18 protein-coding genes are annotated in these 17,448 nt (G+C 65.1%); 9 read left to right on the top strand and 9 right to left on the bottom strand.

Features of this window, described 5'->3' with window-relative positions:
• The first annotated feature begins 354 nt into the window (after nucleotides 1–354).
• Entirely contained in the window at nucleotides 355–630 is a 276-nt protein-coding gene (sciP, locus tag LQK81_RS14220; RefSeq protein ID WP_007769470.1) for a CtrA inhibitor SciP, read from the top strand.
• Between the two features lie 40 nt (nucleotides 631–670).
• Here the strand turns inward: sciP and LQK81_RS14215 are convergent, their stop codons facing one another.
• Entirely contained in the window at nucleotides 671–1,123 is a 453-nt protein-coding gene (locus LQK81_RS14215; RefSeq protein WP_230807005.1) for a paraquat-inducible protein A, read from the bottom strand.
• Between the two features lie 202 nt (nucleotides 1,124–1,325).
• Between LQK81_RS14215 and LQK81_RS14210 the strand changes: the two genes are divergently transcribed.
• Nucleotides 1,326–1,607 carry a GNAT family N-acetyltransferase gene (locus LQK81_RS14210; RefSeq protein WP_230807004.1) on the top strand — a complete coding sequence of 94 codons (282 nt, stop codon included), beginning with the start codon at nucleotides 1,326–1,328 and terminating at the stop codon, nucleotides 1,605–1,607.
• Between the two features lie 152 nt (nucleotides 1,608–1,759).
• Here LQK81_RS14210 and LQK81_RS14205 read toward each other — a convergent pair whose 3' ends face one another.
• On the bottom strand, nucleotides 1,760–2,110 hold the full coding sequence (locus LQK81_RS14205) for a flagellar export protein FliJ (RefSeq protein ID WP_230807003.1): 351 nt from the start codon (nucleotides 2,108–2,110) through the stop codon (nucleotides 1,760–1,762).
• A gap of 526 nt (nucleotides 2,111–2,636) precedes the next feature.
• Between LQK81_RS14205 and ctrA the strand changes: the two genes are divergently transcribed.
• A complete protein-coding gene (ctrA, locus tag LQK81_RS14200; protein ID WP_230807002.1) occupies nucleotides 2,637–3,338 on the top strand; it encodes a response regulator transcription factor CtrA in 702 nt (233 codons plus the stop codon).
• A gap of 166 nt (nucleotides 3,339–3,504) precedes the next feature.
• Here ctrA and LQK81_RS14195 read toward each other — a convergent pair whose 3' ends face one another.
• Both LQK81_RS14195 and chpT read right to left on the bottom strand, forming a co-directional pair.
• Nucleotides 3,505–3,867: a response regulator gene (locus tag LQK81_RS14195; protein WP_230807001.1), complete on the bottom strand. Its 363-nt coding sequence runs from the start codon at nucleotides 3,865–3,867 to the stop codon at nucleotides 3,505–3,507.
• 106 nt (nucleotides 3,868–3,973) lie between these two features.
• Entirely contained in the window at nucleotides 3,974–4,621 is a 648-nt protein-coding gene (chpT, locus tag LQK81_RS14190; RefSeq protein WP_230807000.1) for a histidine phosphotransferase ChpT, read from the bottom strand.
• A gap of 212 nt (nucleotides 4,622–4,833) precedes the next feature.
• Between chpT and LQK81_RS14185 the strand changes: the two genes are divergently transcribed.
• A complete protein-coding gene (locus LQK81_RS14185; RefSeq protein ID WP_230806999.1) occupies nucleotides 4,834–5,421 on the top strand; it encodes a DUF1134 domain-containing protein in 588 nt (195 codons plus the stop codon).
• 134 nt (nucleotides 5,422–5,555) lie between these two features.
• Nucleotides 5,556–6,719: a hypothetical protein gene (locus LQK81_RS14180; RefSeq protein WP_230806998.1), complete on the top strand. Its 1,164-nt coding sequence runs from the start codon at nucleotides 5,556–5,558 to the stop codon at nucleotides 6,717–6,719.
• Nucleotides 6,720–6,755: 36 nt separating this feature from the next.
• On the opposite strand, the gene LQK81_RS14175 is transcribed toward LQK81_RS14180, so the two are convergent.
• Nucleotides 6,756–7,586, bottom strand: coding sequence for a TrmH family RNA methyltransferase (locus LQK81_RS14175; protein WP_230806997.1), 831 nt, complete (start codon nucleotides 7,584–7,586; stop codon nucleotides 6,756–6,758).
• A gap of 7 nt (nucleotides 7,587–7,593) precedes the next feature.
• The gene (locus LQK81_RS14170; RefSeq protein WP_230806996.1) at nucleotides 7,594–7,980 is read right to left on the bottom strand and encodes a hypothetical protein; all 387 of its coding nucleotides are present in this window, start codon (nucleotides 7,978–7,980) and stop codon (nucleotides 7,594–7,596) included.
• Nucleotides 7,981–8,017: 37 nt separating this feature from the next.
• On the opposite strand from LQK81_RS14170, the gene LQK81_RS14165 reads away from it, so the two are divergent.
• The 3 genes from LQK81_RS14165 to rpoH all read left to right on the top strand — a co-directional run bounded on the left by LQK81_RS14165 (nucleotide 8,018) and on the right by rpoH (nucleotide 11,335).
• Entirely contained in the window at nucleotides 8,018–9,040 is a 1,023-nt protein-coding gene (locus LQK81_RS14165) for an RluA family pseudouridine synthase (protein WP_230806995.1), read from the top strand.
• A gap of 409 nt (nucleotides 9,041–9,449) precedes the next feature.
• Nucleotides 9,450–10,235, top strand: coding sequence for a class I SAM-dependent methyltransferase (locus LQK81_RS14160; RefSeq protein WP_230806994.1), 786 nt, complete (start codon nucleotides 9,450–9,452; stop codon nucleotides 10,233–10,235).
• 194 nt (nucleotides 10,236–10,429) lie between these two features.
• Nucleotides 10,430–11,335: an RNA polymerase sigma factor RpoH gene (gene rpoH, locus LQK81_RS14155; RefSeq protein WP_230806993.1), complete on the top strand. Its 906-nt coding sequence runs from the start codon at nucleotides 10,430–10,432 to the stop codon at nucleotides 11,333–11,335.
• 237 nt (nucleotides 11,336–11,572) lie between these two features.
• On the opposite strand, the gene LQK81_RS14150 is transcribed toward rpoH, so the two are convergent.
• Together LQK81_RS14150 and LQK81_RS14145 are read right to left on the bottom strand one after the other, a co-directional pair.
• Nucleotides 11,573–13,846, bottom strand: a complete 2,274-nt coding sequence (locus LQK81_RS14150) for a hypothetical protein (protein ID WP_442967132.1) — start codon at nucleotides 13,844–13,846, stop codon at nucleotides 11,573–11,575.
• Between the two features lie 69 nt (nucleotides 13,847–13,915).
• Nucleotides 13,916–15,220 carry an adenylosuccinate synthase gene (locus LQK81_RS14145; protein WP_230806991.1) on the bottom strand — a complete coding sequence of 435 codons (1,305 nt, stop codon included), beginning with the start codon at nucleotides 15,218–15,220 and terminating at the stop codon, nucleotides 13,916–13,918.
• A 196-nt stretch (nucleotides 15,221–15,416) separates the two neighbouring features.
• On the opposite strand from LQK81_RS14145, the gene LQK81_RS14140 reads away from it, so the two are divergent.
• The gene (locus LQK81_RS14140; protein WP_230807144.1) at nucleotides 15,417–16,304 is read left to right on the top strand and encodes a DMT family transporter; all 888 of its coding nucleotides are present in this window, start codon (nucleotides 15,417–15,419) and stop codon (nucleotides 16,302–16,304) included.
• Between the two features lie 30 nt (nucleotides 16,305–16,334).
• Here LQK81_RS14140 and LQK81_RS14135 read toward each other — a convergent pair whose 3' ends face one another.
• Nucleotides 16,335–17,237, bottom strand: coding sequence for a LysR substrate-binding domain-containing protein (locus LQK81_RS14135; protein ID WP_230806990.1), 903 nt, complete (start codon nucleotides 17,235–17,237; stop codon nucleotides 16,335–16,337).
• Between the last annotated feature and the right edge of the window lie 211 nt (nucleotides 17,238–17,448).

The raw sequence follows: 17,448 nt of genomic DNA, 5'->3' as shown, positions 1-17,448 counted from the left end.
TGCGCGGTATCGGTGTCATATGCATGGAAGATTGTGCATTCCCGGGGACGAAAACACGGATCGACACGACGCATGCATATTGCAGGAGCTCTGCGGTTGGATCGAACGGATACCACCCCTGACTTGTGCGGGGTCTACCAGAAGCGATGGAAAAATGAAAATGGTCAATTCTCATGGCGTCCCGAATCCGGATGCCGGCGGCTGCGACGCGGGCCTGTCCCGAGCCCGCGTCCGAAGCAGTTACGCGCCGTAACCCCTCCAATTCTTAGCAAATTGTTACAATGTGCTTAGGCAAATTTTAAATGTGGCGAACTACAGTCGGCCCATATGGTCTTGTGTGTAGTAGAGAGTCCTATGACCGAATTGATACGACCCCGCGTAAAGTATGTCATCGGCCCCGATGGCAGCCCTTTGACGATCGCCGACCTGCCGCCTGCGAACACGCGGCGCTGGGTGATCCGCCGGAAGGCTGAAGTCGTCGCCGCTGTCCGCGGGGGCCTGCTCAGCCTCGAGGAAGCCTGCGAGCGCTATACGCTGACGGTCGAGGAATTCCTGTCCTGGCAGTCCTCGATCAACGACCACGGCCTCGCAGGCCTGCGCACCACGCGCATCCAGCAGTACAGACACTGATCCGCCCTCACCGGCAAAGAAATTACCCCCGCGGCCGCACTCAATGCGGCCGCAGCCGCATCTGCAGAATTCCCGTCAGTATCGCCGAGCCTGCATAGAACCAGAGCCCCGGCTGCGTGAAGGCCGCGGCCATGCCGCTGGTCTTGGCCGAGAAGATCACCAGCGCCACCAGTACGACATCCATCATCGACCAGCGCGAGAGAAGCGGCAGCAGGCGGGCGAGCAACCGGTCGCGCACCGCGTTCCCCGGCGGCGTCGTCGCCTCGAAGGCGACCCCGATCAGCTTGACCACCGGAAAGACCACCGACAGCAGGCCGACGAGCACGGCAAGCATCCGGTTCTCCTGCAGCCAGAGCGAGGCGATAATGCCGAGCAGCGAGGGCGCTTCGGTGAAGAAATAGAGCTTCTCGAACAGCACGAGCGGCAGGACCATGCCGAATCCGAGCGATAGCGCGGAAAGGACAAGGAGTGCGGGAACGACCAGTGCAGCCATGCGTTGCCTCGTTTCGGTTCACGCATCCATAGCATCGCCCGTTCGTCCGCACAGCCTCCGCCGGCGGATGCCCTCGGATGAGGCACGGCGCTCCAACAGTTTTTTCGCACGAAAGGCTTTGAGCGGCGGCGGACAAACCCTATGTCCTTCTCCGTCCGGCCGCATCGCAGGCACGGCCGAAGAAGGAACGGAGATCGCAGACATGGACATTCTGGGCGAAGAGAACGGCTCGCACGGGCGCTACTCCGTCACCGTCGACGGCCACCAGTCGGAGATGACCTATTCCCGCGCCTCGCCGCATCTCGTCATCGTCGACCACACCGCCGTTCCCGACGCGCTGCGGGGACGTGGGGTCGGCCAGGCGCTCGCCCTTCACGCCGTGGAGCAGGCGCGGGCCGGCGGCTGGAAGATCATTCCGCTCTGCCCGTTCATGCGCGCCCAGTCCCTGCGGCACCCGGACTGGAACGACGTCGTCAACGTCTGACCGCGCGCATTCCAGGGCGTATACGCAAAAGAAGAGCCCTCATGACCGGCCAGCATCGCGGTCATGAGGGCTCTTCCTGCAAGCGGCATCGCCGGCGCCCGAGGCGCATCGGCGTCCATCCTTTGCTTCGGCGTCCTTGCTCCCGACGCCCGTCAGGCGCGGATGCGGATCGCGTTGTCGCGCTCTTCCAGGGCGGCGGCCTTGGCGAATTCGGCCTCCGCTTCCTCCAAGGTGAGCTCGGCTGCGTCCTGCTGCACCTTCAGCTCGCGAATGGAGACCAGAAGGTTGTCGGCACGCTGCCGCGCGGCCTTGGCGAAGGTCGGATAGGCAAAATGGTTGGGGTCGGAGATGCCCGACTTCTTTTCTTCGATGGCGATCTGGCTTTCCAGTTCCTTCGACATCCGTTCGAATTCGGACATCATCATCTGTAACTGGCTCAGCTGCCGCCTCTTTTCCTTCACCTGAAATTCCTTCAGACGAACAAGGCTCTCACGTGACTTCATACGCAATACTCCCGTGGATAGCGAGACCCCGGCATCAGGCGGGCGGCACACGACATGCGCGACGCCCGACCACACAAGCTAAAGGCATGCTTCGCGTGATACTGATCCGCGAAGCAGGCCGACATTTTTGCCCCGAACCGGCCGAACGAACCGGCCTTCTCGAAAAAATTTCTGCGATATTAACGAATTCCTACCGCTGGTAACCTTTCGTTTACGGGCATCGTTAATCATAGGCGTCATGATTTAAGGGTCGGTAAATGCAAAACCCAAAATGCCGTAGGCCTTGTAATCACGAGTCGAAAGAGTCGCTTAGCGCGATTTCCTCACAATGAACGTGAGGAGCGCGCTTTGAAATTTCCATATGAATTCAGGGAGCTGCTAAAATTATTTAACAACTTCGATCCATCTTGCCAGAGTGAATCAGAATTTGTTAACCATTCGGTGGCAGCCTCCAAATCAGGCAACGACTGGATCCGTATCGCGTAGAGGGGCCAGGATACCTTGAGCGGCGGAAAAGGGGACGGAAATGCGCGTACTACTCATTGAAGACGACAGCGCCACGGCGCAGAGCATCGAGTTGATGCTCAAATCCGAAAGTTTCAATGTCTATACGACTGATCTGGGCGAAGAGGGTGTCGATCTCGGCAAGCTCTACGACTACGACATCATCCTGCTCGACCTGAACCTTCCGGACATGTCGGGCTATGAAGTGCTGCGCACGCTGCGTCTGGCCAAGGTGAAGACGCCGATCCTGATCCTCTCCGGCATGGCCGGCATCGAGGACAAGGTGCGCGGCCTCGGCTTCGGCGCAGACGACTACATGACCAAGCCCTTCCACAAGGACGAACTCGTGGCCCGCATCCACGCCATCGTCCGCCGCTCCAAGGGCCATGCGCAATCGGTCATCACCACCGGCGAGCTGATCGTCAACCTGGATGCCAAGACCGTCGAGGTCGGCGGCCAGCGGGTGCACCTGACCGGCAAGGAATACCAGATGCTCGAGCTGCTCTCGCTGCGCAAGGGCACGACGCTGACGAAGGAAATGTTCCTCAACCACCTCTATGGCGGCATGGACGAACCGGAGCTGAAGATCATCGACGTCTTCATCTGCAAGCTGCGCAAGAAGCTTGCGAACGCCGCCGGCGGCGCCAACTACATCGAGACGGTCTGGGGCCGCGGCTACGTGCTGCGCGAGCCCGATGGCGGCGAATACGCCGAAATCGCCTGATACGGCCTGCCTTCCACCGCTCCATCGACGAACCCGCCCTTACCGGCGGGTTTTTCTTTGCCTGCGGTTGTGGAGCTATGAGAAGCGGCACGGATGAAAAACGCGACAGCGAAGGCTGCCGCGTCGTGGGTCTGGAAGGGTCCTCCGCCAGGCGTGCGCCGGCGCGTCAGGCGGCGATCGAGAGATTGGCGAACACGCTGGTGAGGATCTTGCGGTCGAAGGGCTTCAGCAGGAAGTCGTCCGCCCCTGCCCGCTTGCCCATCATCATCTTCCTGAGGTCGGCCTCGACCACGCAATAGAAGATGCGGACGGTGTCGCCCTTGGGCAGCATGCGGATGTTGCCGATGAGTTCGAGTGCGCCGTCCATCGTCGAATCCACGATCACGACGTTCGGAAGGTCGGCCTCGCAGCGGACGAGGGCTTCGAGCGAGTTGGAGGCTTCGAGCACGAGATAGTCGAGGCCCGAAAGGATCCTCTTTCCGACCTTGCGGACGACATCCGAGCCATCCGCAATCATGATGCGACGCATGACCTGCTCCAGTTCCCCGCTCACACGAACGGCCGATTATGAAGCAAGTGTAGCCTTACCTGGCAAATAAATGGTTACCGACCGGCGGCCGACGTCTCGCATTCGCTCAGGCGGCGGCCATCCTGGCGACGAAGGTGATTTCCTCCGGCGAGGCGATCACGTCCAGCTTCATCCCCGCTTCGTCGGCGAGCAGCACGGTGTAGTAGGGCTGGATGGAGTGGGCGTCGACGGCTTCCTCGAGCTGGCCGGAGAGCATTTCGGTGAACTTCGGCGGCACGCGCAGCATACGGCCCTTCGCCGTCAGCCGGAACTCCGCGTCGAGGTCCGGACGCTCCAGCGTGACGTCGACCGAGCCGCCGCGCGGGATCGCGCCATAGGCGACGAGAAAGAGGTTCAGGAGCAGCTTCACGCGGTTCTTGGCGACGATCGCCCGCGGTCCCGACCAGGTGACCTCGGTCTTCTTCTCTGCCGCGGCGAAATCGCGGGCGGCCTTCTCGGCCTCGCCGGTGTCGATCGACGCCCCCACCGAGCCCGAGGCGCCGAAGGCGAGCCGGGCGAATTTCAGCCTGACCGAGGCGTTCTGCGCGCTGGTGCGGATCAGGTCCATCGCGTCCTCGTCGGCGCCCCCCTCGTCCAGCAGTTCCAGCCCGTTGTTGATCGCACCGACCGGGGAAATGACATCGTGGCAGACCCGGCTGCAGAGAAGCGCCGCAAGGTCGGGGCCGCTCAGGGTGAGGTTCGGATTCTTCGTCATAAAGTTCTCCAAGGACCGCAACCGCCGGCAGCCCGTTTGCGACCGGCAGGGCGCGCATGTTTTCAATTGCCACTTAGCACGCGTAGGTTGCGCGGAGCAGTTTGAATTAGAAGTCAGCCATAAAGACACCACATTTGGTAAACCGATTGTTAACACGATCCGGTCAAATTGAAATCCATGACAGCGTCCCGAACCATGACGAGGGAAGAGACATGCGTGTTTCGAATTTGACCAGGAGGACGGTCCTGCGCGGTGCATTTGGCGGCCTCGTTCTCGCCCATCCTGCGCTCTCCTATGCGGCCCAGCCGGCCGGCGGCTCCACCTACTCTGCCCTGGAGATCGTCGATGCCGGCCACGGCTTCTTCGGCTCGACTACCGGCGGCCTCGCCAAGGTGGTGGAGCGGGCCTTCGAATCCTACGGCCTGCCGAACGGCTACATCCTCGGCCAGGAGGGCTCAGGCGCCTTCGTCGCCGGCCTGACCTATGGCGAAGGCGAGATGAACACCAAGAACGCTGGCAGCCATGCCGTCTTCTGGCAGGGCCCGTCGCTCGGCCTCGACTGGGGCGGCCAGGGCAGCCGCACGATGATGCTCGTCTACAACCTGCCTGACGTGAACGCCCTCTACACCCGCTTTGCCGGCGTTTCCGGCGCGGCCTATGTGGTGGCCGGCGTCGGCATGACGGTGCTGACCGAGCAGAACATGGTAATCGTGCCGATCCGGACCGGCGTCGGCGCGCGCCTCGGCATCAATGCCGGCTATCTCAAGCTCACCCGCAACCCCACCTGGAATCCGTTCTGAGCGGACAAGGCGCACCATCGGCGCACCGCCTGTGCGCGACCGCGAATTTGTGCGAGGCCCCTGTGCAACGGGGCCTCGTCGGCTATAGTGACGCAGGATGATGGGGATGACGGAAGAACGGGACAGGCGTCGTCGTGATTGAATATGCGCTGCTATTCGCCCTCGGCTTTCTTGCGGCCACGCTCGTCGGGCTGATCGTCGCCCCTGCGATCCAGCGTCGCATCGTCGCCTATACGGAAAACCGCATGAAGGCGACCACGCCGCTCAGCCCGCAGGAGGTGCGCGCGCAGACCGACATGGCGCGCGCCGCCTTTGCCGCCGAGAACGCGCGCATGTCGCAGACCCTGGTGCGTGAGCGCGAGAAGGGCACGACGCTCGCGGTGCAGAACGAGGCGCTCAGGCAGGACATCGGCCGCCTTGCCTCCGACAATGCCGACCTCAGGACGCAGATCGACGAGATGAACGTCAACGCCGGCGACCTGCGCTCGGCCATGCGCCATGACGACGAGAAGCATCTTCGGCTCAAGGCGCAACTGGACGCCGCCGAACGGGAGATCCTGCACAAGAAGCGTGAGATCGAGATCCTCAACGCCAATCGAGACCTGATCCAGTCCGATCTCAACGACGGCATGATTTCGCTGGCGGCGCGCGAGACCGAAATCGAGAACCTGAACAGCCACGTCCAGACCCTGCGCCGCGAGCGCGAGAAGCTGCTCGCCGGCCTGCAGGCCGCGCAGGCGACCCTCAAGGAAACGACGCAGCGGCTTGCCCGCGAGGAGGACCGCACCCGCCAGTTGGAACAGGAGCTTGCGCGCGGGCAGGACCAGAACGCCGGCAAGCCTGAAGCGCTCGAGCGTCGCCTCGTCGGGATCGCCCGGTCGCGCGAAAAGGCGAAGGGCGCCCCCACCGGCACGCCGACGCCCGCGCAGAACGGCCAGGCGGCCGAGATGATGCCGCTGCTGGCCTCCCCGCCCGAGACGCCGCTGCTCGCACACGCCAACGGCCATGCGCCGGCACCGGCCGGGCGCGACATCGACATTCATGCGATCGAGGCGGACGTGCGCGACCGGAGCGCTGCGATCACGCAGCGCCTGTCGGATGTGCCCACCCCGGAAACGGACGCGGCACTGCGCGAGGAAATGGCGGACGTCGCCGCAAGAATGATCGTTCTGACCGATGCCCGCGAAGGTGTCGCCTCGCCGATCCGCAGCCTGCTGGACCAGGCGCCTCCCGCCTCCGATCCCCGCCGGCTCAGCCTCGCGCAGCGCGCCAAGGACCTGTTGCCGCCGCAGGAATGAGAACGCGCCGGCGCTGCCGCGCCGCACTGCGACAGATCAGCCGATCCGTCCCTTGGCGAGCGCCATCTGGTAGAGCGCCACGCCGCTTGCGGTGGCGACGTTGAGGCTGTCGAGCCCCGGCTTCTGCGGTATGCGCGCGGTGTGGAACCGTGACAGGATCGCCGCCGGCAGGCCCTCGCCTTCGGTGCCCGCCACCAGCGCCAGCCGCCGGGCCGGCACGATGCTGCCGATCGCCGCCTCGCCCCGCGGCGACAGTGCCCAGATGTCGAAACCTGCGCCGGCGAGCGCTTCCAGCATGTTCTGCGCGCTTCCCTCCCGTGTGAAGGGAACGCTGAGGACGGCGCCGACCGAGACCCGGATCGCCTTGCGGTAGAGCGGGTCGCAGCAGGTCTCGTCAAGCAGGATCGCATCCACGCCGAAGGCTGCCGCATTGCGGAAGAGCGAGCCCATGTTGTCATGGTTGGAGATGCCGCAGGCGGCCAATACGAGGCTGTCTGCGGGCAGCGAGGCGATCAGCGCGCCGGCGGCCGGCACCGCCTCGCGCCGTCCGATCGCGACGACGCCCCGGTGCATGTCGAAGCCCGCGATGGCGTTGAACACCGCCCGGTCGGCCACATGCACGGGAACGTCCGCGGGAAGGCTGTCGAGAATGGCGGCTATGCCCGCAAGACGGTTTTCAAGGACCAGCACGGTCTCTGCCCGAAACCGCCCACCCGCCGCATGCGAGGCCGCCAGCATCCGCAGCACCACCGTTCCCTCGGCGACGAAGCGCCCTTCCCGTCCCACCAGGTCGCGCTCCCGGATAGCACGGAACGCGGCGATCCGCGGGTCGTCGGCATCGGCAATCCGGATCGGCGCGCCGGCCATCGGGCTGTCAGCGGCCGTTGACGTCGATGTCGGCCACGATGCGGCCGGCCGCGATATCGAACAGGATCGCCTTGCGCGCACCGTCGGCGAGCACGCCGTAGAACAGGATCTGGCCGCCGGACTGCGAGACGGAGGAGACAACGAAGCCGTCCGGCAGCGTCACCGCACCGGTGAGCGGCGCATCGCTCGGGACCGGAAGGCCGGCCGACAGCGTGCTTTCGGGCTTGCCATCGGTCCGCGTCACCTTATAGACAATGGCCGCAAGCACCGCCATGAACATGACGAGCATGATGCCACCGGAGACGAGCTGCAGGCGAACCATCTTGCGCCGGACGTTCTCCATCGCGGGGTCGAGCGGCTTGTCTTCCAGTTCATCTGCATCGAATTTCGACATGGGCGGTAGCGTCTCCGACAGTCAGGACAATCTTTGAATGAGCGCCCCCTTTAAACAAGCAGACGACACAAGGAAAGTCCTGACCGCCGGCGAGGACGCGGAGGGCCGGCTGGACGCCTGGCTGGCGGACGCGCTTGGCGGCGAACATTCGCGCAGCCGCATCAAGGCGCTGATCGAGCAGGGCGCCGTCAGCCTCAACGGCACGGCCGTTACCGAGCCGAAGAAGAAGGTGCATCCCGGCGACGAGATCGTCATCGAACTGCCGCAGCCGGAGGACCCGGAGCCGAAGGGCGAGGACATCCCGCTCGAGGTCCTGCACGAGGACGAGGACCTGATCGTCATCCTCAAGCCGGCCGGCCTCGTCGTCCATCCGGGCGCCGGCAACTGGACGGGCACGCTCGTCAACGCCCTGATCCACCATTGCGGCACGAGCCTTTCGGGGATCGGCGGGGTGAAGCGCCCCGGCATCGTCCACCGCCTCGACAAGGAGACGAGCGGCGTCATGGTCGCCGCCAAGAACGACGCCGCCCACCGGCATCTCTCCGCCCAGTTTGCCGACCATGGCCGCAGCGGCCCGCTGGAACGCGCCTACCAGGCCGTCGTCTGGGGCCGCCCGCGGCAGTTGCGCGGCACGATCGACGCTCCGCTCGGCCGCGCCGGCGACCGCACCAAGCGGGCGGTGAAGCGCGAGGAGAGCGACGATGCCCGCGAGGCGATTACGCATTACGAGGTGGTCGAGCGCTACGGCGAGAAGCCGGACGCGACCTGCCTCGCCTCCCTGGTCGAATGCCAGCTGGAAACCGGGCGGACCCACCAGATCCGCGTGCACATGGCCCATATCGGCCATCCCCTGATCGGCGACCCCGAATATGGCGCGGCCTTCCGCACCAAGGCCAATCTCCTGCCCGAGCACGCCCGCGCGGTGGTCAACGCGTTCCACCGCCAGGCGCTGCACGCCCATCTGCTCGCCTTCGAGCACCCGCGCACCGGCGAGGTGATGGAGTTCGAGGCGCCGATGCCGGCCGACATGCAGCAACTGGTCGAAGCGCTGCGCAAATAGGCACCCCTCAGGGGTGACGCCGCGCCCGCCGGCAGGCCAGCCGGGTATACGTCGCTGCGCATCCTTTCGGAGCCGGCCACACCTCGGAAGTAATGTTCCCGCGCACCCTCCGTGACACGGCGGCATGTTCGGCAACGCACGCATCAGAGAAACTCAGCCTGTAGAACTTTCAGAAATATTCCGTATTGAATCAAATGAATAGAAGAATAGACCTATTCAGGATTGCAGTTGCATTCGGCAACCAAGAAGAGAGACAAACTTTTGCTTTATTTGTCGATCTTTTTGCACTGCAAAATACAATGGTCGAAATCAGGATGAGAGGTGTTCTCGAGCACCTTTTTTGACGACGCTCCAGAGAACCTGTCGTCTGCACCTGAACGCCGCAACGGATACGGGTGCCCGGCAAGAAATGAACGCGCAACTCCGCAAATTCATTTTCAACGATCTGCAGACAGTCGAAGGTTATATCGACCCGCCCGACGCGCTTGTCTTTCTCTCCCTGCTGCAGGCGCAGACGAAGGCCGGCATGGGCGGCGGCATTGCTGAGATCGGCGTGTTCTACGGCCGCTCCTATTACCTGATGAAGAAGATCGTCGGCGACGCCGGCAGGATCCTCGCCATCGATCTCTTCGACCTCGGCGGGGATGGCGCCGGCGCACCGACGCAGTACCAGCGCTTCCTCGACTACGGCAGGCGGCTGGGGCTCGCGGTCGACGAGGACCTGATCATCAGGGGCGACAGCACCGGGCTCAGGCCGTCCGACATCACCGACAGGATCGGCCGGACGCGCTTCTTCAGCATCGACGGCGGCCATATGCTGGAACACGTCGTCTCCGACACGGCCCTTGCGACCGACACGCTCGAGGCGCACGGCATCATCGCCTTCGACGACACCTTCAACCCCGCCTGGCCGGAGGTGACGGTGGGCGTCGCCGATTTCCTGCGCGAGCGGAAGGACACGTTTACCGCCTTCTGCATGACCAAGTACAAGACCTATGTCTGCCGCCGGGACTATCACGACTTCTACTACCGAGCGATCAGCGAGGCCCCGGACCTTGCCGCCTTCCGCCACCTCGATACCCAGTTCCTCGGGTCGAAGACGGTGCGATTGCACAATCCGATGGGCCGGCGCATGGTCTATGAGCTGATGGTGCATGCCGGTATGCGCGGTCTTTCCGAACGCGTCTACCGCTGATCGGACCTGTTCTTTCATTACGCATTTGTAATGTTGTAACGCCTTCGTGATGCCTTGAATCACCCTTTCGCCGCACTTATCTGGTACGTGGGCTGGTGCGGGGTCGGAGAAGGCCCGCGCCATTTCGGCTTGCCTTTCAGCAGGCTTCGCAAGATCCTCAGAGGGAGCCGATCAAGATCGGAAAGGGGTGCTCTATGGCCCGCAATACATTGCCGTCTATTACCGCCGGAGAAGGCGGTCTCAATCGATATCTCGACGAAATCCGCAAGTTTCCCATGCTTGAGCCGCAGCAGGAATACATGCTCGCCAAGCGCTACCAGGAACATGACGACCGCGGCGCCGCGCACCAGCTGGTGACGAGCCATCTGCGCCTCGTGGCCAAGATCGCCATGGGCTATCGCGGCTACGGCCTGCCGATCGGCGAAGTCATCTCCGAGGGCAATGTCGGCCTGATGCAGGCCGTCAAGAAGTTCGACCCCGAGCGCGGCTTCCGGCTGGCCACCTATGCGATGTGGTGGATCAAGGCTGCGATCCAGGAATATATCCTGCGGTCCTGGTCGCTGGTGAAGATGGGCACGACCGCAAACCAGAAGCGGCTGTTCTTCAACCTGCGCCGCATGAAGGGCAAGATCCAGGCCATCGAGGACGGCGACCTGCGGCCTGACCAGGTGGCCGAGATCGCCACCAAGCTGCAGGTGTCCGAAGAGGAAGTCGTGTCGATGAACCGGCGGCTGTCCGGCGACGCCTCGCTGAACGCGCCGATCAAGGCCAGCGAAGGCGATTCCGGCCAGTGGCAGGACTGGCTCGTCGACGACCGCGACAGCCAGGAAGAAACGCTGATCGAGCAGGACGAGCTGGATACCCGCCGCGCCATGCTGTCGCGCGCCATGGGCGTCCTGAACGACCGCGAACGGCGCATCTTCGAGGCCCGGCGACTGTCCGAGGATCCGGTCACGCTGGAAGAACTCTCCACCGAGTTCGACATCAGCCGCGAGCGCGTCCGCCAGATCGAGGTCCGCGCCTTCGAAAAGGTGCAGGAAGCCGTAGTCAAGCTCGCCGCCGAGCAGGCCAACGCCGTTCGGGTGATCGAGCAGGCCTGACAGGGCCGCGACCGACGCCGCATGATTTCCGGCCCGCCCGATCCCGCATCGGGCGGGCCGATCCGTTCCCGGGGATGACACCCCTTTTCCGTTCCGGGCGTCCGTTTTCGATCAAGCTGCCCAAGGGGCCCGGAAGACGGATGAAGGGGGCGATCCCGGCATGAACGGGCCGCCAACAAGCCGAAGGCCCCGCACGCCGTGCGAGGCCTTTCTTCATGCGCACCGGAAAAACCTGCGTTACTGGCTGTCGGCCGCCGGTCCGAGCGCGGCCCAGGCGTTCATCACGTTGTTGAACACTTCCGCGCCCGAGGCGCCCTTTTCCAGCGTGATCAGCGCGCGCCGGCCGTTGCGATAGGTGATCGGAATATCGATCCAGTCGCGCGTCTTGAGCAACTCGGTGTTCCGCGTGATCGCGTCCGGGAAATCGTTGAGCGCGATCATGTGGAAGTCTTCGGTGATCTTCGCCGGTACGGCGATCAGCGGATCGCCGCGATCCTGCTCCGTCCGCTTCATCGCCACGCGCTGCACGCTGTCGATGTTGCCGCCCTCGAAGGTCGGCGGCAGGGCGAAGACGATTTCCACCAGATGGCTCGCCGGCAGCGAGCGGTCCGCGTTGCGGCGGATCGTCACCTGCGCGGTCAGGCCGTTCGAAGGTGCGTTCAGCTGCGCGCGGATGACCGGTTCCGCCTTGGCGTCGCCGCCCGGGCTGTCCTCGTCCTGCGACCAGACGACGGTGCCGTCGATCGCCGTCGGCGCCGACTGGCCGAGGCGCTCCTCATAGATGAACATCTTCTGCGTGACACCGATCGGCGCCTGCTCGGCGGCAGCCCCCGGTGCCGTCGCCGGCGTACCGGCGGCCGGCGGCGTCGTGCCTGCGGCGCCCCCCGTTTCCTGAGCAACGTCGCCCGGCGACGTGCCGGGCGTGGCCGCCCCGTCGCTCGTCCCGCCGGCGCTTGGTGCGCTCACCGGATCGGTGGAGGCGACCTCGGTCGACTGCTCGGCCACCGACTTGCCCTCCTCGTTCGCGGCCTGGCCCACGACGGGCGCGGGCCCGTCGTCGGACTCGGTGCCGTCGGGCAAGAGGCGCTGGGTAAACTTGGTGCTGCCGGCGTCTGTGGATGCGACCTCCGTCTCCGGCGTCGCTGCCTGACCGTTCACGCCGGTCGCAGCATTATCGGCATTGCCTCCGGCAGGGGTCGCAGCCCCCGGTGCAGGCGCGGCCGGCGCGGTCAGGTCGGCGACCATCCCGTCGACCGCATCCTTGTTCAGCCAGTAAGCGGCGCCCGCCCCCCCGATCACGGCAAGGGCAGCGACGACGGCGGCGATCCTGCCGGCGCTGATGCGACGCTTGCGCGGCTCCGCCCGGAACGACCGCTGGCCGCTGCGAACGGCGGCCGGCGCCGGATCAGTGGCGGCAGCGCCCTCGTCGACCGGCTGCGGCGCGGGCTCGGCCGCTTCATCGGCCTTCGGCTGGTAACCGATCAGGTCTTCCAGGTCGCCCCAGGCGCTGTCTGCGGGCTTCTTCTGATCGCGGGCAGGCTCTGCGTCCGGCGCCGGCGCGCGGGCATCCTCCGGCCATGTCCATTCCGGCGATAGCTCGGCGGAAACGTCGGGCGTTGCCGCCTGCGTCGGCTCGCCGAGGTCGGTCTCGGTCTGGAGACCGTCCTTCGGCTCGGGCGGGATCTCTGCGTCCGACCATTCCCACTCGGGCGACGTGGCCGGCATGCCGAGCGAGGCCTCGACCGGCGCAGGGACGGCCCCGTCCATGTGCTCCGGCTGCCAGGCGCCGTCGTCCTCCGGCGCCGGCGGCTGCGCGTGCTCGACGAAGGCCGTGTGGTCGTAGGCGGGATCGTCGACCGGCTCCAGGCCGATGTAAGGGGGATTGTCGTCCGGAACCGGCTCGTCGGCAGCGTCAGGATGGACGCTCTCGTCGCTCGAAGCCGACACCGGCGACGGCTCGACCTCCGCCTGCTGCGGCGACCACGCATGCTCGGGTTCCGCCTCGGGCTCGACCGACGGGAGGCCGGGCTCGGCTTCGTCCCGGTAATAGTCGGATTCCGCCGTGATCGGCTCGGGCGCCTCATGGACAAAGCCGGGTTCGTCTGCCGGCTGCGCGGCCACCGGCTCTTCCGCAACGGCCTCCTCGACCGGCGGCTCCGGGGCCGTCTCCTGCGGCTCGGGCTCGGGCTCGGGCTCGGGCTCGGGCTCGGGTTCGGGTTCGGGCTCGTGAACGGGAGCCGCAGCCTCGATCGGTTCCTCGACCGGCATGTCCTCGGCCAGCGGCTCCTCTGCCGGCAGCGCTTCGGCATGCTCGCCCTCGACTGCCGAAATCGCGGCCTCGAGCTTGTCGAGCTGGCGCTGGACGAGGTCGTCCGACGGACGCGGATTCATCGCCTCGAGTTGCCTGCGGACGGCGCCGCGGGCCTTCTCGTAGACCTTGACCCGCATGTCCGGGGAATTGTCCGTGAGGCCATCAACGGCCCTACGAATGACTGCTACAAAATCCGCCATAAGAACTTTCTCGTGATCTCCGGCCTTTCGTGGTCGCGAATCCAGTCCGGAACAGTGTCAAATCGAATCTTAGTCCTCGAAGGGGTCGGTCACAAGTATGGTATCGTCACGCTCGGGGCTCGTGGAAAGCAGCGCCACCGGTGCACCGATCAGCTCTTCGACCTGGCGGACATACTTGATCGCCTGCGCCGGCAGATCGGCCCACTTGCGCGCGCCGACGGTCGATTCCTTCCACCCTTCCAGGGTGATGTACTTGGCCACGACCCGCGCCTGCTGGCCCTGGCTCGCCGGCAGGTGGTCGATATCCTCGCCGTCCAATGTGTAGCCGACGCAGATCTTCAGCTCATCCAGCCCGTCGAGGACGTCGAGCTTGGTGAGCGCGATCCCGGTGATGCCGTTCGTGGCGACCGACTGGCGCACGAGTGCCGCGTCGAACCAGCCGCAGCGGCGCTTGCGGCCCGTCACCGTGCCGAACTCATGGCCGCGCTCGCCGAGGAACTGGCCGATCTCGTCGTTGAGTTCGGTCGGGAACGGCCCCTCGCCGACGCGGGTCGTATAGGCCTTGGTGATGCCCAGCACGTAGCCGAGCGCACCCGGGCCCATGCCCGAACCTGCGGCTGCCTGGCCGGCGACTGTGTTGGACGAGGTGACGAAGGGATAGGTGCCGTGGTCGATGTCGAGCAGCGAGCCCTGCGCACCCTCGAACAGGATGCGGGCGCCGCGGCGGCGCTCCTTGTCGAGCATCAGCCAGACGGTGTCGCGGAACGGCAGCACGCGATCGGCGACCGACGTCAGTTCCGTCATGATCGCCTCATGGCTGACCTCGGCCTCGCCGAGCCCGCGGCGCAGCGCGTTGTGGTGCGTCAAGAGCCGGTCGACCTTGGCCGACAGCGTCTCCAGGTCGGCGAGGTCCATGACGCGGATCGCGCGGCGGCCGACCTTGTCCTCGTAGGCCGGCCCGATGCCGCGCCGCGTCGTGCCGATCTTCACGCCGCCGTTCGACTTGCCCGCCGCATCCTCGCGAATGCCGTCGAGCTCGCGGTGCAGCGACAGGATCAGCGTGGCGTTGTCGGCGATGCGCAGGTTCTCCGGGGTGACCTTGACGCCCTGGGCCGCCAGCCGGTCGATCTCGGCGCAAAGCGCATGCGGATCGACGACGACGCCGTTGCCGATCACGGCCATCTTGCCCGGACGGACGACGCCCGAGGGCAGCAGCGACAGCTTGTAGCTGGTCCCGTCGATGACGAGCGTATGCCCGGCATTGTGACCGCCCTGAAAGCGGACTACGACGTCGGCGCGCTCCGAGAGCCAGTCGACAATCTTGCCCTTGCCTTCGTCACCCCATTGGGACCCGATCACCACGACATTGGTCATTTCGCTCAATCCTGCTTCTTGCGCACTTTTCGGGCGCGCACTCTGAAAACCCGCGCATCTATACTGTGTAGTTTTCGTGAAAGCGACCCTGTTGTACCGGCGCAACCTGCTTTTTGCATGGCGGAATCGGCAAATAGCCCCTATTTCTCCGCTCGCCCCTATCGAAGCGGGGAACGAGGGATCCCCGATGACGGCAGTGAACCGGAAGGCCTATTTCTATCTCTGCGTGACCACGTTCCTCTGGGGCGGCAATTCGGTCGCCGGCAAGCTCGCCATCGGCCATGTCAGCCCGATGATGCTGACGACGCTGCGCTGGCTGATCGCATCCGCCATCGTCATCGCCTTCATGACCCCGCAGATCAGGCGCGACTGGGCGCAGATCAAAGCCCATTGGCTGCTCCTCTTCCTCTATGGCGCCGCCGGCTTCACCCTGTTCAACGCCCTGCTCTACACCGCTGTAGGCCATACCAGCGTCATCAATGTGGTGCTCGAGCAGGCCGGCATCCCGATGCTGATCTTCCTCATGAATTTCGCCCTGTTCCGCACGCCCGCCTCGCCCGCCCAGCTCGTGGGCTTCAGCGTGACGCTGCTGGGCGTGCTGGTGACCTCGGCGCATGGCGACCTGACCTCGTTGCTGGAACTCGAGTTCAACTTCGGCGACATGCTGATGCTGCTGGCCTGTCTCGTCTATGCGGCCTACACCGTCTCCCTGCGCTGGAAGCCGGTGATGCACTGGCAGAGCTTCATCGCCGCCCCCGCCATCGGCGCGCTGGTCAGCTCGCTGCCGCTCCTGTGGTGGGAGGCGTCTGCCGGGCGGACGATCGTGCCCGATGCCACCGGCTGGGCCATCGTTCTCTATGCGGCGATCTTCCCCTCGCTGATGTCGCAGGTGCTGTGGGTGCGCGGCGTCGAACTGATCGGCCCGAACCGCGCCGGCCTCTTCATCAACGCCATCCCCGTCTTCGGCATGCTGCTGTCGATTGTCCTGATCGGCGAAACCTTCCAGCCGTTCCACTTCGTCGCGATCGGCCTCGTCATTTGCGGCATCGCAATTGCGGAATGGGGCCGGCCGAAGCCGGTCTGAACGCTCCCCGCTTCACTCCGGCAATCGACCTCAGGGCCGGCCGGCATCGGCCCGCTCCAGGCTCGCCGGGATCGTCTCGGTGAGCCAGCGCTCCAGCGCCAGCGTATCCGGCCGGGTTGCGACGTGCGGCGAGATCCACAGCACCAGCCGCCGCGGCCCCTTGGCAAAGCCGAAGGGCGCCACGAGCCTTCCCGAGGCGAGGTCGTCGAGGACCAGCATCTTGGGAACGACGGCAAAGCCGAGCCCGAACCCCGCCGCCTGGATCAGCAGATAGAAATGATCGAAGCTGCCGCGGGTCGGCGCCGCCTTCAGCGGAACGCCCGAGGCCGCAATCCAGTCCTGCCAGGCCTCCGGCCGCGTGTTGGTCGCAAGCAGCGCCGCCTCCGCCAGATCGGCCGGCGCGCCGACGGGATTGGCCGAAAGATAGGCCGGCGAACAGACCGGCCCGATCCATTCCGCCGCAAGATCGCGCATCAGCGCATCCGGCGGCGGCGCGATCGTGCTGCTGCGGATCGCCACGCTGATCTTGTCGCGCATGAAGTCGATGCGGTCGTAGTTCATGTTGAACTGCAGCTCGATCTCCGGATGCAGCTCGTGGAACTGCGAGATGTGCGGGATGATCCAGCGCATCATGATCGACGACGAGCAGGACAGCGTCAGCGGCCGCGGCTTCACCCTCTCGATGCTGGTCTGGATCAGGCGGAACGCCGTGCCCAGCCCCTCGGCAAGCTGGATCCCCTCGGGCGTCGGATCAGTCGACTTGGCGTTCCGGTTCAGGAGCAGCACGCCGAGCAGCGTCTCGAGCCCCTTGATGTGCCGGCTCACCGCCCCGTGCGTGACGAACAACTCCTCGGCGGCAAGCGTCATGCTCCTGTGGCGCACGGTCGCCTCGAAGGCCTTGAGCGCCGTCAGCGACGGCAGGGGCTGGCTCACTTTCCTGTCCTCCGAACCTCGCATTCGTTGTGATCTGAAGTCACAACGCCGCGGACAATAAATCGATTGCGGAGTTTGTCCAGCGGCCAATATTATCGCCCGAGGAGCTGCCGGGCAGGCAGGGCCGGGCGGAGCACATATTCTTCCGGACATAGCAAGAGGCGACCAGAGTGAGTTTTAGACAACTCATCGCTGCAGCCTGCAACGCAAA

It is taken from the genome of Rhizobium sp. GN54, assembly GCF_021026345.1.
Classification (GTDB): Bacteria; Pseudomonadota; Alphaproteobacteria; order Rhizobiales; family Rhizobiaceae; genus Mycoplana.
Note: the sequence above shows the minus strand (reverse complement) of the source record. Positions and strands in the feature narration are given on the sequence as shown.